This window comes from Streptomyces sp. NH27 (assembly GCF_056859195.1).
Genome location: NZ_JACEGK010000153.1, coordinates 1 through 14,681 on the forward strand (window position 1 = coordinate 1; position 14,681 = coordinate 14,681).

15 protein-coding genes are annotated in these 14,681 nt (G+C 74.1%); 8 read left to right on the forward strand and 7 right to left on the reverse strand.

Annotation, left to right across the window (positions count from 1 at the left end):
- Positions 1-307: NAD(P)-dependent oxidoreductase (locus AC13HU_RS14955; protein WP_483042341.1), on the reverse strand; the 307-nt coding region annotated here is incomplete at its 3' end.
- 128 nt (positions 308-435) lie between these two features.
- Entirely contained in the window at positions 436-795 is a 360-nt protein-coding gene (locus AC13HU_RS14960; protein ID WP_483042342.1) for a chorismate mutase, read from the reverse strand.
- 152 nt (positions 796-947) lie between these two features.
- Here AC13HU_RS14960 and fdhD point away from each other — a divergent pair, with 152 nt between their 5' ends.
- Complete coding sequence (gene fdhD / locus AC13HU_RS14965; protein ID WP_483042354.1) at positions 948-1,793, forward strand: formate dehydrogenase accessory sulfurtransferase FdhD; 846 nt, start codon at positions 948-950, stop codon at positions 1,791-1,793.
- A 35-nt stretch (positions 1,794-1,828) separates the two neighbouring features.
- On the opposite strand, the gene AC13HU_RS14970 is transcribed toward fdhD, so the two are convergent.
- The gene (locus AC13HU_RS14970) at positions 1,829-2,446 is read right to left on the reverse strand and encodes a DinB family protein (RefSeq protein ID WP_483042343.1); all 618 of its coding nucleotides are present in this window, start codon (positions 2,444-2,446) and stop codon (positions 1,829-1,831) included.
- The gene (locus AC13HU_RS14975; RefSeq protein ID WP_483042355.1) at positions 2,379-3,404 is read right to left on the reverse strand and encodes a bile acid:sodium symporter family protein; all 1,026 of its coding nucleotides are present in this window, start codon (positions 3,402-3,404) and stop codon (positions 2,379-2,381) included. Before AC13HU_RS14975 ends, AC13HU_RS14970 begins: the two co-directional genes overlap by 68 nt.
- 229 nt (positions 3,405-3,633) lie before the next feature.
- Here AC13HU_RS14975 and AC13HU_RS14980 point away from each other — a divergent pair, with 229 nt between their 5' ends.
- Positions 3,634-4,524, forward strand: a complete 891-nt coding sequence (locus AC13HU_RS14980) for a LysR substrate-binding domain-containing protein (RefSeq protein ID WP_483042344.1) — start codon at positions 3,634-3,636, stop codon at positions 4,522-4,524.
- 332 nt (positions 4,525-4,856) lie between these two features.
- On the forward strand, positions 4,857-6,683 hold the full coding sequence (locus AC13HU_RS14985; RefSeq protein ID WP_483042345.1) for an AMP-dependent synthetase/ligase: 1,827 nt from the start codon (positions 4,857-4,859) through the stop codon (positions 6,681-6,683).
- 82 nt (positions 6,684-6,765) lie between these two features.
- Here AC13HU_RS14985 and AC13HU_RS14990 read toward each other — a convergent pair whose 3' ends face one another.
- The gene (locus tag AC13HU_RS14990; RefSeq protein WP_483042346.1) at positions 6,766-7,428 is read right to left on the reverse strand and encodes an SLATT domain-containing protein; all 663 of its coding nucleotides are present in this window, start codon (positions 7,426-7,428) and stop codon (positions 6,766-6,768) included.
- Between the two features lie 120 nt (positions 7,429-7,548).
- Between AC13HU_RS14990 and AC13HU_RS14995 the strand changes: the two genes are divergently transcribed.
- The gene (locus tag AC13HU_RS14995) at positions 7,549-7,806 is read left to right on the forward strand and encodes a hypothetical protein (protein WP_483042347.1); all 258 of its coding nucleotides are present in this window, start codon (positions 7,549-7,551) and stop codon (positions 7,804-7,806) included.
- 117 nt (positions 7,807-7,923) lie between these two features.
- On the opposite strand, the gene AC13HU_RS15000 is transcribed toward AC13HU_RS14995, so the two are convergent.
- A complete protein-coding gene (locus tag AC13HU_RS15000; RefSeq protein ID WP_483042348.1) occupies positions 7,924-8,724 on the reverse strand; it encodes a Clp protease N-terminal domain-containing protein in 801 nt (266 codons plus the stop codon).
- A gap of 96 nt (positions 8,725-8,820) precedes the next feature.
- Between AC13HU_RS15000 and AC13HU_RS15005 the strand changes: the two genes are divergently transcribed.
- Both AC13HU_RS15005 and AC13HU_RS15010 read left to right on the forward strand, forming a co-directional pair.
- The gene (locus AC13HU_RS15005; RefSeq protein WP_483042349.1) at positions 8,821-9,402 is read left to right on the forward strand and encodes a TetR/AcrR family transcriptional regulator; all 582 of its coding nucleotides are present in this window, start codon (positions 8,821-8,823) and stop codon (positions 9,400-9,402) included.
- A 124-nt stretch (positions 9,403-9,526) separates the two neighbouring features.
- On the forward strand, positions 9,527-10,297 hold the full coding sequence (locus tag AC13HU_RS15010) for an SDR family NAD(P)-dependent oxidoreductase (protein WP_483042350.1): 771 nt from the start codon (positions 9,527-9,529) through the stop codon (positions 10,295-10,297).
- A gap of 425 nt (positions 10,298-10,722) precedes the next feature.
- Here AC13HU_RS15010 and AC13HU_RS15015 read toward each other — a convergent pair whose 3' ends face one another.
- On the reverse strand, positions 10,723-12,888 hold the full coding sequence (locus tag AC13HU_RS15015) for a phage holin family protein (RefSeq protein WP_483042351.1): 2,166 nt from the start codon (positions 12,886-12,888) through the stop codon (positions 10,723-10,725).
- A gap of 300 nt (positions 12,889-13,188) precedes the next feature.
- On the opposite strand from AC13HU_RS15015, the gene AC13HU_RS15020 reads away from it, so the two are divergent.
- Together AC13HU_RS15020 and AC13HU_RS15025 are read left to right on the forward strand one after the other, a co-directional pair.
- Entirely contained in the window at positions 13,189-13,989 is an 801-nt protein-coding gene (locus AC13HU_RS15020; protein WP_483042352.1) for an MBL fold metallo-hydrolase, read from the forward strand.
- Positions 13,986-14,663 (forward strand): DedA family protein, encoded by a 678-nt coding sequence (locus AC13HU_RS15025; protein WP_483042353.1) that lies wholly within the window; start codon positions 13,986-13,988, stop codon positions 14,661-14,663. The genes AC13HU_RS15020 and AC13HU_RS15025 overlap by 4 nt, the downstream gene beginning before the upstream one ends.
- The last annotated feature ends 18 nt before the right edge of the window (positions 14,664-14,681 follow it).

Sequence of the window (14,681 nt, forward strand, 5' to 3'; positions counted from 1 at the left end):
GCCGTACGCCGCTCGTGTGCATCGCCGCCACGATCGCGCGGGTGCCGCTCCCGGTATGGCCGGCGTCCGCCTGCCCGTGCGGGCCGAACCCGGACAGCACCGCGTCGGCGCCCTTGACGGCGCGTTCCAGCGTCCCCGGGTCCGGCGCCGACAGGTCGGCGGTGACCACGCGTACGTCCTGGCCCGCGCGGTCCCCCAGCTTGGCGGGGTTGCGGACCACCGCCGTCACCGAGTGGCCGCCTTCCAGCGCCTGGTCCAGCAGTTGCGTGCCGATGCCGCCGGTGGCGGCGAAGATCACGAGTCTCATGGGTACTCCCATCCTCGGGATACGGATACGGGATACGGCCCCGCGGATCAGGGCCGCGTCCTACCTATGAGTCGTGCCGCGCGGCGGAAGTGTGACAGCGCGGCCACGCACCGCCCCGGCGGGCCCGGTTACACCCCGCCCGCCCCGTCCGGCCGCGGCCGCGCCGCGATCGCCCGGTGGTGGCGGACCACCTCGTCGATGATGAAGTTGAGGAACTTCTCCGCGAACGCGGGGTCGAGCCGGGCGTCGGCGGCGAGCCGCCGCAGCCGGGCGATCTGATCGGCCTCACGCGCCGGGTCGGCCGGCGGCAGGTCGTGCGCCGCCTTCAACTCCCCTACTTCCTGGGTGCACTTGAAGCGCTCGGCGAGCAGGTGGACGAGGGCCGCGTCGAGGTTGTCGATGCTGCCGCGCAGGGTGCGCAGTTTCGCAAGGGCACGCTCGTTGTCGCCCAGGGTGTGCTCGGCGGCCGACGTCGGCTGGTCTGTCATCTCGGTCTGCCATCCTGGGAGTCCGTGGTGTTCCGCTTTCCTGCCTGGCACACCCTATGACACGGTGCGCGGGCGGTGGGGGCACCGTGGAGGGAACCCCGCGGCAGCGAACTGACAAGAAGAACCGACGAGACCACCAGGACTGGTACGACATGGGACGGGTCACCGAGCGGCGCCGCATTCTGCGGATCAGGGACGGCGTGGTGGGGCACCGCGCGGACACGCTGGTCGCGGAGGAGCCGCTGGAGATCCGGCTGGGCGGCCGCCCGCTGGCGATCACCATGCGCACGCCGGGTGACGACTTCGCGCTGGCGGTCGGCTTCCTGGTCAGCGAAGGGGTGCTGGCCGCGGCCGAGGAGGTGGCGAGCGTCGTGTACTGCGCGGGCGCCACTTCCGACGGCGGGAACACGTACAACGTGGTGGACGTGACCCTCTCCCCCGGTGTGCCGCTCCCCGACATCTCCCTGGAGCGGAACGTGTACACGTCGTCCTCCTGCGGCCTGTGCGGAAAGGCGAGCCTGGACGCGGTGCGCACCGCGACGCGCATGCCGCCGGGCGATCCCGAACTTCCGCGGCTGACACCGGAGTTGCTGAGCGCGCTGCCGGACCGGTTGCGCGCCGCGCAGGCGGTGTTCGACCGTACCGGCGGCCTGCACGCGGCAGCGCTGTTCGACGGCGCCGGCGAACTGCTCGACGTCCGGGAGGATGTCGGACGGCACAACGCGGTGGACAAGCTGGTCGGCCGGGCGCTGCGGGACGGGCTCCTGCCGCTGGCCGGGCGGGTGCTGATGGTGTCGGGCCGGGCCTCCTTCGAGCTGGTGCAGAAGGCGGTGATGGCCGGCATCCCCGTGCTGGCCGCGGTGTCGGCGCCCTCCTCGCTCGCGGTGGACCTCGCCGTGGAGTCGGGGCTCACCCTCGTCGGCTTCCTCCGCGGCAGTTCCATGAACGTCTACGCGGGGGAAGGCCGTTTCGCGCTGGAGCCCGAGCAGGCCCACTGAGCCCCGTACCCCGGCCGCCCCGGCCGCGCGGACCGTCAGCGACCCACCGAACCGTCGTACAGCTCGCGCAGGATGTCCGCGTGCCCGGCGTGCCGCCCGGTCTCCTCGATCATGTGCACCAGCACCCACCGCATCGACGGCGCAGCCGTCTCGCGCAGCGAGCGCGCACCGGGCCGCTCCAGGTCCTCGCAGCCGAGCGCCACCGCGTCGGCCCGGCGCACCGCCTCGCGGTACGCCGCCGCGGCCGCCTCGACGGTGTCACCGTCATGCGCGGCCGGCTCGTCGTCCCAGGGCTCGGCCCCCTCCCCCGCGTACGCCCACACGAACCAGTTCAGCTCGACGGCGCCGAGGTGCCGCAGCAGCCCGATCAGGCTGGTGCCGGACGGGACCGCCGGGGTGCGCGCCACATCGTCGGGGACGCCCTCGGCCTTGCGGATCAGCGACTCGCGCAGGTACCCGAGGAACGTCAGCAGGGTGGTCCGCTCATCGGTGTGCGCTTCGGGCGGCCGGAGGTCGCCGTGGTCGCCGGGACGGAGGTCGCCGTGGTCGCGGCCGTCCACGGTCGGGTCCTGCCGGGCGTCCGGGTCAGGCCGGAAGTCCGGGGCTTGCCGGGCGTCCAGGTCCGGCCGGGAGTTCGGTGTCGCCTCGATCATCGGACAACCCTAGCGGCGGCTTCTCCTGCCGCGCCCACCGGTTCGCGATCACCGCACACACCATGAGCTGCATCTGGTGGAAGAGCATCAGCGGCAGCACGGCGAGCCCGGCGCCCCCGCCGAAGAGCACCGTGGCCATCGGCAGCCCCGAGGCCAGGCTCTTCTTGGAGCCGGCGAACACGATGGTGATCCGGTCGGCGCGGCCGAAGCCGAGCGCGCGGGCGCCGTAAGCGGTGGCCGACAGCATGAGGGCGAGCAGTACGGCCTCGACCACCACGAGTTCCAGCAGCCGCGGCACGGCCACCTGGTGCCAGATCCCCTCCGCCATGCCCTCGCTGAACGCGGTGTAGACGACGAGCAGGATCGAGCCGCGGTCGACGTAGCCGAGCACTTTGCGGTAGCGGGCGAGCAGCGGCGCCGTCCAGCGGCGCAGCAACTGCCCGGCGAGGAAGGGCGCGAGGAGTTGGAGCGCGATGCCGGTGACGGCGTGCCCGCTGATGCCGACGCTGCCCCCGACCAGCAGGGCGGCCAGCAGCGGGGTGAGCACGATCCCGGCGAGGCTGGAGAAGGAGCCCGCGCAGATCGCGGCGGCCACGTTGCCGCGGGCGATCGAGGTGAAGGCGATCGAGGACTGGATGGTGGACGGCAGCACGCACAGGAACAGGAGGCCGGGGTAGAGCTTCGGCGAGATGACATACGGGACCAGGCCGTGGGCGGCCAGCCCGAGCAGCGGGAAGACCGCGAATGTCGCGGCGAGCACGGTCAGGTGCAGCCGCCAGTGCCGCAGCCCGGCCAGCGCCTCCCCGGTGGACAGCCGGCTGCCGTAGAGGAAGAAGAGCAACCCGACGGCGGCGTCGGAGGCGCCGCTCGCCACATGGGCCCCGCTGCCGGTTGCGGGCAGCAGCGCGGCGAGCAGGACGGTGCCGAGCAGCGCGGCGATGTACGGGTCGACGGGCAGTCGCTTGAGGACCGCGGCGACGGCGCCGGCGACGGTCGGTCGCCTGCCGGCGGCGGCGCCGGTGCTCCCGGTCTCGGCGGAACCGGCGGTCTCGGGGCTGCTGGCGGCGTATCCGCTCTCGGTGGGGCTGGGCACGGCCCCAGCCTGCCGGGCCATCCGGTGATCGGGAACCCCGCTCACCGCACTGACTGTCATCACGGATCGCAATGAGCGCGGTAGGCTGGCTCTCGTGTTCGAACCGGTGCAACTGCGTACGTTCCTGGCCGTCGCCCAGACGCTGAGCTTCACACAGGCAGCGAAGCGGCTCGACCTGCGGCAGTCCACCGTCAGCCAGCATGTGCGGCGGCTGGAGGAGGCCGCGGGCTGCCGGCTGTTCATCCGGGACACGCACGGCGTGGACCTCACCGAGGACGGCGAGGCGATGCTCGGCTTCGCCCGCACGATACTGGCGGCCAACGAGCGGGCGGTCGGCTTCTTCGCCGGCACCCGGCTGCGCGGGCGGCTGCGGTTCGGGGTGTCCGAGGACTTCGTGCTTACCCGGCTGCCGGAGATCCTGGCCGCTTTCCGGCGCGAACACCCCGAGGTGGACCTTGAGTTGACCGTCGAGCTGTCCGGCATCCTGCACCGGATGCTCCACGCGGGGCAGTTGGACCTGTGCCTCGCCAAGCGCCCAGGTCCCGGCGGCCCGGGGCAACTGGTCTTCCAGGACACCCTGGTGTGGATCGGCAGCGAGCGGCTACGGCTCGACCCGCACCGGCCGGTGCCGCTGATCGCGTTCCCGGCACCCGGCATCACCCGCGCCCGCGCGCTGGAGGTGCTGGAACGGCACGGCCGCGCCTGGCGGGTCGCGTGCACCAGCGCCTCCCTGAGCGGCCTGGTCGCGGCCGCCCGCGCGGGCCTGGGCGTGATGGCCCACGCCCAGTCGCTCGTCCCGGCCGGGCTGGTGCGGCTGCCGCCCCGTACCGCCGGGCTGCCGGAGCTGGGCGGCGTCGACTTCGTCCTGCTGCACGGCCGCGCGCCCCGCAGCGACCACCCGCGCACCGCCACCCAGGAGGCGGCCGCCGCGTTGTCCCAGTCGATCCTCGCGGCAGGCGACACCCTCCACCGCCCGCTGCCCTGAGCCCGCACCACACCAGTCCGCACCGCACCGACACTGCTCGGCGCGGGCGGGCGGGCGGACGCCCGCCAGTGACGTAAAAACGCTGGCCAGGATGTGACTCGGCGACCTGGGGGTGGAGCGAGAGTGGTCGATCCGGGCAGATTTGGTGGAGATCCGCACCGTGTGTCAACCACATGATCGGGCCAGTTGCGGGCCACCGACCCTGCTACGTCCGGTAACTGGCAGATGAACTGCATGAATGCACGACGGAGCGGGTATTTGTCGACCCCTCCCGCGGGTGGCGGGGATCGGGTAGCTTACGGGCTCGCAGAGGCCCCCTAGGAGAACACCCGTTGCGACAGTTCACTGTCCCCCCACTGGTCACGACACCACAGGCGGGAGGGCTGGCCGATGCCGTCTACGGCAACGGCCAGGACCATCCCGATCTGGTGGTGCTCGGACGCGCGGACGGACAGGGCGGATGGCGCGACGTGACGGCGGCCGAATTCCGCGACGAGGTGCTCGCGGTGGCCAAGGGGCTGCTCGCGGAGGGCATACGGTTCGGCGACCGGGTCGCGATCATGTCCAGGACCCGCTACGAGTGGACGCTCTTCGACTTCGCACTGTGGTCGATCGGCGCCCAGCCGGTCCCGGTGTACCCGACCTCCTCCTCCGAGCAGGTGCGCTGGATGCTGCACGACTCGGAGGCCGTCGCCGCGATCGTGGAGCACGGCGACCACGCGATGACGATCGGCGCCGCCGTCGACGAACTGCCCCAACTGACCAGGCTGTGGCAGCTCGACACCGACTGCGTGGCCCAACTGAGCAAGTCCGGCAGCCACTTGGGCGACGAGGTGGTGGAACGGCACCGCCTCGCGGTCACCCCGGACGCGGTCGCCACGATCATCTACACCTCCGGGACGGTCGGCCGCCCCAAGGGCTGCGTGATCACGCACGCCAACTTCATGGCCGAGACGGACAACGTGGTGGCCCGCTGGGAGCCGATGTTCGCCAGCAAGCCGGGCGAGGAGCCGTCCACGCTGCTGTTCCTGCCGCTCGCCCACGTCTTCGGGCGGATGGTGGAGGTCGGCTGCATCCGGCACCGGGTCAAGCTCGGGCACCAGCCGAGCATGGCCGCCGCCGACCTCATCCCGGACCTGGCCGCCTTCCGGCCGACGTTCGTGCTCGCGGTGCCGTACGTCTTCGAGAAGGTCTTCCAGGGCGCCCGCCGCAAGGCCGAGGCGGGCGGCCGGCTCGGGCCGTTCGAGAAGGCCGTCGACATCGCGGTGCGGTACGCGGAGGCGGTGGAGGCCAAGGCGTTCGGCACCGGCCCCGGCCCCGGCACGGGCCTGCGCATGCAGCACCAGCTCTACGACAAGCTGGTCTACAGCAAGGTCCGAGACGCCCTGGGCGGCCGGGTCCGGCACGGCATCTCCGGCGGCTCGGCGATGGACCGGCAGCTCGGCCTGTTCTTCGCGGGCGCCGGGGTGACCATCTACGAGGGCTACGGCCTGACCGAGACCACCGCCGCGGCCACCGCGAACCCGCCCGAGCAGACCCGCTTCGGCACGGTCGGGCTGCCGGTGCCCGGCACCACCGTGCTGATCGCCGACGACGGCGAGATCTGGCTCGGCGGCGGGCAGGTCTTCGCCGGCTACCTGAACGACGAGAAGGCCACCGCCGAGGTGCTGCGGGACGGCTGGCTGGCCACCGGCGACATCGGCTCCCTCGACGAGGACGGCTATCTGACCATCACCGGCCGGAAGAAGGAGATCCTGGTCACCAGCGGCGGCAAGAGCGTGTCGCCGACCCCGCTGGAGGACCGGGTACGCGCCCACCCGCTGGTCGCCCAGTGCGTGGCGGTCGGCAACAACCGCCCCTACGTAGCCGCGTTGGTGACCATCGACCCCGAAGCGGTCACGCACTGGCTGACGATGCGCGGCAAGCCGTTCATGCCGCTCGGCCGGCTCGTGCGCGACCCGGAGCTGGAGGCGGAGATCCGGCGGGCCGTGGTCGCGGCCAACACCCTTGTCTCACAAGCCGAGTCGATCCGTACCTTCCGCATCCTGGGCGGGCAGTTCTCCGAGGAGCGCGGCACGCTGACGCCGTCGATGAAGCTGAAGCGGCGGGCCATCGAGACGGCGTACGCGGCGGAGATCGAGGCGCTGTATCGGGGCTGACGGCCGGTATACGAAGGGGCGTCCCGGCAGGCGGCGTCGGTATCCGCACAGACACCGGCACTGGGCACCCGCACCCGCCCTATCAAGCACCCGGCGGGCGGTCCGGGCCGGGAAGCCCGCCCTGCTCGTGGAGTTGGCGGGTGGCGGCGCTGAACTCGGCCTGCCAGGTGGACGTCTCGTGCTCGACCTGACCGCGCACGGCCGCGGTGAGCCGGCTGATGAGGGCCAACTGCCGCTCGACCTCGGCGGGTTCGAGGGGCGCGTCCGGTGCGGCGGGGGCGGTGGGCCCGGCCCGCAGCAGGTCGGCGGCCCACTCCAGCCGGACCTCGCCGAGTTCGAAGCGCAGCGCGTGCGCGACGGTGATGTCCCGCATCCAGCTCGCGGACAACCCGAAGAAGTGGTCGAAGCCCTTGCAGCCGGCCGCGGCCGCGAGCAGGACGTATCCCCAGCCCTGGCCGGTGGAGCCGGTGGCGGCGGCGCCGAGCGGGATGGCGGTGCCGGCGACCGCGAAGACGATCGCCAGCCCCTGGAGCAGTCGCGACGCGTTCCGCTTGCTCCGCTTGTCGGCCAGGTACCAGTCGATGGCGTCCTCGGCGCACTGCTCGGCCCATGCCCGCAGGTCCGCGAGGGCCCGGCGCTGGGCGGCCGGGGTGTCTGCCGCGACGGCGGGAAACGGCCGCAGCACCAGGTCCCGGCGGCCTCGCCCGCGCGGCCGGGTGGTCGCGCCGCCGTCCGTGCCCGCCATGGTCCCCACTCCCCTCGCGCCGCACCCCCGTGCGGGCCCCGGCCGTGAGGGTACCGGCCGACCCCGGCCGGGCGCAGGCGTTACCCCCCAGGTCGTTACAGCGCAGGCATCGCCGCGCGAGTGTCGCGGCGCACGCGCCACGTGGGCGCCGAGCACGGGTTGCGCCGCTCGGGCGAGGCCCGCTTCACCGGGCACGGCCAGGGGATGTCGCCGGCGTGGGCCGCCGGGAGGGTGGCGCGTGGCGGCTTCGCGCCGATGCTCGCCCTGGCCCCGGAGCGGTCCGGGGCGCTGGTCCGGCGGCTGTCGCTGCTGCCGGATCCCGAAGTGCCGCGCGCCGACCCGGTGTACCGGCTGCCGCCGCTGCGCAAGGAGGCGTGAGCCGGGGGCCGGTCGCACCGGCCCCCGGTCGCTCGCGCATCACGGCAGCGCATCACGGCAGCGCATCACGGCAGCGCCGCTCGGTCCGCCGACCGGTCCGCCGGTCGGCCCACCCGGTCAGTCCGCCGATTCGTCGTCCGCCCCCTCGTCCGCCTCCTCGTCCGCCCCGAGCGCCGCCTGCTCCGCGGCCCGGTTCGCCGCCACGACCCTGGCGAGTTCCGCGACCAGCCAGCGCTCGGCCGCTTCGTGGCCGACGCCGAGAGCGGTCAACACCCTTGCGGCGGGGGCCTGTTCGTCGCTGAGGACGCCGAGCAGGATGTGCTCGGTGCCGATGTAGTTGTGGCCGAGCCGCAGCGCCTCGCGCAGCACGAGCCGCAGCGTCCGCTTGGTGGCCGCGCCCACCGGGATGGTCCCCTTGACCGGCCGCTTCTCGGTGCCGGGTGTGGCGACCGCGGCTCGGATCTCCGCCGGGGTGGTCCCGAGTGCGGCGAACGTGCGGACGGCGAGGGTGTCGGCCTGGTCGAGCAGCCCGAGCACCAGGTGCTCGGGTTCGACCGAGACGTGCCTGCCCCTGCGGGCCTCTTCCTGGGCGTCCGCGACGGCCGTGCGGGCGCGGGGCGTGAAGCGGGCGAACGTCGCGTCGACGGAGAGGTACTCCAGGTCCTCGGGGGCCTTGGGCACGAACCGCTTCTGCGCGGCCTGCTTGCTCACGCCCATGTGCTGGCCGATGTCGGTCCACGACGCGCCCGCCCGGCGGGCCTGGTCCACGTAGTGCCCGATCAGGTGGTCCGCGACATCGCCGAGGTGTCCGGCGATGCCCACGGCGTGCTCCAGGTCATGGAGCGGGTCGTCGCCGGGGTGCTGCTGCTTGACGTAGTCGATGAGGTAGTCGAGCCGTACTGGCTGATGTTCCGTCATGCGTCAACCATACGTTGACGACCCATGATCGTCAACCAATGGTTGACGACTGATCTTTATTGACCGATCGTTCTCGATAGAGCTAGGGTCGCAGCCATGGCGAGGACCAAGGAATTCGACCCGGACACCGCACTCGACCGCGCCCTCGACCTGTTCTGGCGGCGCGGATACGAGGCCACCTCCATGGCCGACCTGGTCGAGGCGCTCGGCATCGCGCGGGCCAGCATCTACGGCACGTTCGGCGGCAAGCACGACCTCTACCTGGCCGCGCTCGGCCGCTACCAGCGGGCCCGCGACGACCAGGTGCTCGAAACGCTCTCCCGGCCCGGCCCGGCGCTGCCCGCCGTCCGCGCCCTCGTCACCGACTTCGCCGAGCAGGCCGCCGGCGACGAGCTGCGGCGCGGCTGCTTCGTCACCAACACCGCGGTGGAACTGGCGCCCCACGACGCGGCGGCCGCGCGCCGGGTGGAGGCCAGTTGGGACGCCCTGGAGGCCGGCCTGACCTCCGCGCTGCTACGGGCCCGCGCCCAGGGCGAGTTGGCGGCCGGGCGCGACCCGCGCGGACTGGCCCGGATGCTGCTTGTGCTCCTCCAGGGCATCCGCGTCGTGGGCAAGGCCGGCGGCGACGCGGAGCGGGCGCGGGACGCGGCGGCCCAGGCGCTCACGCTGCTCGACTGAGCAGCCGGGCAGCAGACGTACGGGGCCGGGCCCGTCACGCACCCGTCCGAACCCCTTGCCCCGAGCCCGTTTCAGCCATTTTCGAGAACGATCGTTCCAGAAATCACGTGAAAGGGAACCCGTCATGACCGGGGAGTACAGGATCTTCGACCGCCGGGCGGTACTGGTCACCGGCGGCGGCACCGGCATCGGCCGGGCGGTCGCGCGCGCCTTCGCCCGCCAAGGCGCCCGGGTGGCCGTCGCGGGCCGCACCGAGCGCACCCTCAAGGAGACCGTCGCGCTCATCGAGGCCGACGGCGGCGAGGCGGCCGCCCTCACCGCGGACGTCACCAGCGCCGCGGAGGTGAGCGCGCTGGTCGCCGGCACCGTACGGCACTTCGGCGGGCTCGACATCGCCGTCAACAACGTCGGGGTCTTCCCGCCGCCCGCGGCCGTCGCCGACATCACCGAGGAGCAGTGGCACCACGCGCTGGACACGAACCTCACCGGGATCTGGCTGTCGATGAAGTACGAGATCGCCTACATGCGGGAGCACGGCGGCGGCGCCGTGGTCAACATCGCCTCGAACATCGGGGCACATCGGCGCGCACCCGGGCTCGGCGCGTACGCGGCGAGCAAGGCGGCGGTGAGCGTACTCACCAGGACCGCGGCGCTCGACCACATCCGCGACGGGGTGCGGATCAACGCGGTCAGCCCCGGGCCCGTGGACACCCCGATGTCCACCCTGCCCGGCGAGACGCCCGAGCAGAAGGCGGCCCGGCTGCGCGACGGCCTGCCGCTCGGCCGCGCGTCCTCCCCCGAGGAGATCGCCGCCGCCGTCCTCCACCTCGCCTCCCCCGCCGCCGCCTCCACCGTGGGCACCGACCTGGTCCTGGACGCAGGCGCGACGGCGTAGCGACGAGGTTCCGCGCCCTGGGGACATCGCGGCCTGCTGCCCGTGGTATCCCCAGGGTCGGCGCGAGGTGCGGCCGGCGGAAGAGCTCGGCGCGGTCGGGTGCTTGGACGACTACGACTTCGCCTACGACCACGGCAGGCCGCAAGTGACCTCTCCTGCCGCCGAGTTCACGGTCGGCGGAGGGTTGCGGCGGGTTGCGGCGGGTGCCCCGGGGCCGACCGCGTGGCCGAGCGCGGCGGATCGGCGGGCACTCCCCCGGCCCGAAGGGCCGCCGCCCCGCGACGCTCGCGCTGCCCCGAGACGCCGTGCGCTCACCGAGGCCGCTCGCCGCGCGACCGCGCGAACCGGACGGACGCCGACGAGGTGCGGCCCACCCGAGAGCGCGCCCCTTCCCGCCGGGCCCTTGCCCGAACCTTGCCTACCGCCTACCCCTGGCCGCCGTTGGCGTCGATCATCCGGCCGCCGACCGGGCCGGCGGGGCGGCAGGCGGCGGCCGAACCGGACACCTGGGCCGGCACCGACCGCGGCGCCGCGGTTCCGGCGGGGCCCGCGGGCGCGGCGGAGCGGTCGGGCGGGACGGGCGCGGCCGGCGCCGAGGTGAGCCAGCCGTGGAAGAGCTGGTGCAGGGCCTCCGCGCCGACCAACGGCCGTACAGGAAGCGGAAGTTCGACCGGGTGGAGCAGGAACGGGTGGGTCTGCGGGCCGCCGAGGCCGCCGTGCGAGCCGGCCTGCTCCTCGAAAGCGTGCACCGTGCCCGTCGCCTGGTCGCACGCCGAGTTGACCATGAGGTCGGCGGTGTGCGGGAAGGCGTCCGCGCGCAGGACGGCCGCGGCGGCGCCCGGCCCGAACGGCGCCAGCGGGTCGGCCCCGGTCACCCGCCCGGTGGCCAGCTCGCGCGAGCCGTCGGGGCCGAGGACGACCGGGCCGCGCGCGGCGCTGCGCACCAGGACGAAGCCGATCCCGGGGTGCCCGGTGAGCGTCGGCAGCAGGTCGGGGCAACGCCGCTCCAACTCCTCCAGCGTCGCCCGCCCGGCGATGTCGGGGAAGGCGACCAGCCCGAGGTTCCCCGAGGCGAGCACCACCGGCTCGGACGGCGGCCCCTCGCACTCCTCCTCCTCCGCCCGCCTGCCGCGCTCCGGGCGCCGCAGCGCGGTCCGCGCCGCCGTCCGCGCCTCCGCGCCACCACCCCGCCGCGTGGTCCGCCGCCCGCCGGCCGCGGCGCTCTCCGTGAGCCCGCACCCGGCACGCACCAACTCGCGCAGGCCCGTGCCGTACGCACCCTCGAAGGTCTCCCCCGCGCTCTGACCGTGGTCGGAGAGCAGCACGATCCGGTACGGGCGCGGGGCGTAGCGGGAGGAGTCGGCGATCAGCCGGAGCGAGCGGTCCAGCCGGGCCAGTACCTTGCGGGCGTCGCGGCTGCGCGGCCCGGAGTGGTGGGCGACCTCGTCGTAGGCGACCAGGTCGGCGTAGACCGCGGTGCGCCCGGCGAGCATGTCGCCGATGACCGCCGCGACGGCGACATCGCGCTCGACGACCGTCGCGAACGCCCGCAGCAGCGGGTAGAGGCCGCCGCGCTTGATCCGCGGCCGGTCGCGCCGCAGCCGGGCCGCGGTGGACTCCCCGATCTCCCGGCCGACTTCGGCGGCGAACGACCAGGCGGTGCGCACGGCGTTCGCCGGGTCGGAGAAGTAGGCGAAGTAACCGGACCTGGACCGGGTGAACTTCGCCCGCTGCGCCGCCACCGACATCACCAGGGCGGACTGTTCGGCGCCACCGGTGAAGAGGTTGCCGCGGCTGGCCCCGTCGTCGGCGAGCAGGCCGCCGCAGCCGGTCCGCCGTACCGCCCGCCGCTCCAACTCCGCCGCGCTGGAGGGGCGGTTGCAGACCATGACCTGCCCGGTCTCCTTCTCGTACCAGCGGAAGGCGGGGACGTCGTGGTTGGTGCCGTGCAGGATCGCGAGCTGGCTGGCGCCGGTCTGGCTGCTCCAGTCCGTGCGCCAGGGGGCGAGCCGGTGGGTGCGGCCGAGCCAGGAGGCGACGGTCGGCATCGCCGGCGGGGTGGCGGTGAGCGCGTCGCGCAGCACGTCGTGGCCGACGCCGTCGAGTTGGAGGAAGACGGTGCCGGGGGTGGTGGGCAGCGGCGGGTCGTCGGCGTGCCGCCGCCGGCGGCCGGCCAGCCGGGCCAGCCGGCGCCCGTAGGCGGCGTCGTCGCGTACGGCGAGCGCGGTACTGGTCGCCGAGGACGCCGCGGACATGACGGCGGCGATCACCACGGCGGTGGCCGGCGTGACGTCGCCGCGGCCGTGCGGGGTCAGGCTCAACGCGACCAGCAGCAGCGAGCCGTTGAGGAAGAACACCAGCGCGCCCAGCAGCAGCGCGGGTACCAGGAGCAGCGCGCGGACCAGCAGCGGCCACACCAGCGCGCTGAGCACGCCGAACGCGCCGGCCCCGAGCCCCGCGGTGACCGCGACCTGGGTGGGGCTGTCACCACCGGGCGACTCCAGCCGGAAGTCGGGCAGCACCGCGGCGAGTACGGCGAGCGTCGCGGAGGCGACCACCCACACGACGAGAACGCGGCCGACAGTCCGCACGGCGCTGCGCCTCGCGGCCCGTCTCCGACTCTCTCCCGGCTGAGGCACCTCTCCAGACTGCCATATCCGCAGGTCTGCTCAGGTCCGACGGGTAATCGGCGGCGGAGCAGGGCATACGCTCAAGGTTGGCGGCCATTACGGCGGCGCGAGCAGCCGGGCGGGTCGGGCCACGACGGCCGGACCTGCCGGGCGGGCACGGCCGACGTGAACGGCCGGACGGGTCGAACGAGTCGGATGTGTTGGACGTGAACCGCCGGTCGCGGGGCGGTCGGCAGGAGCGGTCGGGAAGGGCGTGGCGGCGTGGTGGTGGAGATCACGTGGTGGGGGCATGCCACGGTGACCGTGCAGGACTCCGGCGTGCGGGTGCTCACCGACCCGCTGTTCGTACGACGGTTGGCGCACCTGCGCAGGCGGCGCGGGGCGCTGCCCACGGCACAGGCCGCCCGGGCGGATGTGGTGCTGGTGTCGCACCTGCACGCCGACCATCTGCACGTCGGTTCGCTGGCACGGCTCGCGCCGGGCACCACCGTGCTGCTGCCGCGCGGCGCGCAAGCCGCGGTGCCGGCGCTGCGACGGGTGCGGGACCGGCTGCGGCTGGTCGAGGTGACCGCCGGGGACGTGGTGGAGTTCGGCGACCTGGCGGTGCGGGCAGTACCCGCCGCGCACGACGGGCGGCGGCTGCCCTACGGGCCGCAGCGGGCCGCCCCGCTCGGGTACGTACTGGCGGGCGAGGCGCGGACGTACTTCGCCGGGGACACCGGGCTGTTCGACGGGATGGCCGAGGCGGTCGGGCCGTGCGACATCGCGCTGCTGCCGGTGGGAGGTTGGGGGCCGTTCCTGGGCGCCGGGCACCTCAACGCCGAGCGGGCGGCGCGGGCACTGGCCGAACTGGCGCCCCGGGCGGCGGTGCCGGTGCACTACGGCACGTACTGGCCGATCGGGATGGAGGCGGTGCGGCCGCACGAGTTCCACACGCCGGGCGAGGAGTTCGAGCGGTTCGCCGCCGAACTGGCGCCGGGTGTGGCGGTGCACCGGCCGGCGCACGGGCAGAGCGTACAGGTCACCGACGTGGGCCGGGCCGGGAAGGGGAGCGCGGGGTGATCGACTTCCTGGCCGCGGCGGCACACTCCGCCACGCACCCGGCGGCGTCGCCGGGCACGCAGTCGGCGATCGGCTACCCGTCACTGTTCTTCCTGGTGGTGCTCGGCTCGCTGGTGCCGGTGGTGCCGACCGGCGCGCTGGTGTCGGGGGCGGCGGTGGTCGCGTTCCACCAGACCGAGCCGGTCGCGCTGGTCTTCGTCTTCGCGGTGGCGTCGGTGGCGGCGTTCATCGGCGACGTGGCGCTGTACTGGCTGGGGCTGCGCGGGGTGCGGTCGCGGAACGGCTCGCGCTGGCTGCACCGGCTCCAGCAGCGGGCCGAGCAGGGCACGCTGGAGCGGGCGGAGCGGCAGCTGGACCGGCACGGGGCGGCGGTGCTGGTGCTGTCCCGGCTGGTGCCCGCGGGGCGCATCCCGGTGATGGTGGCGTGCCTGCTGGCGGACATGCCGATGCGGCGCTTCGTCCGTGGCGACATCCCCGCGTGCCTGGCGTGGGCGGCGGCGTACCAGCTCATCGGGATACTCGGCGGGTCGCTCTTCGACAAGCCGTGGCAGGGGGTGGCGCTGGCGGTGGCGCTGACCATCGTGATCGCGGTGGGGCCGGCGATCAGCGGGCGGGTGCGGAAGGCGCGGCAGCCGCGCGGGGACGGGCCGGAGCAGCCGCGTACGGCGCCGTGACGGCAAGGGGCCTGGGTG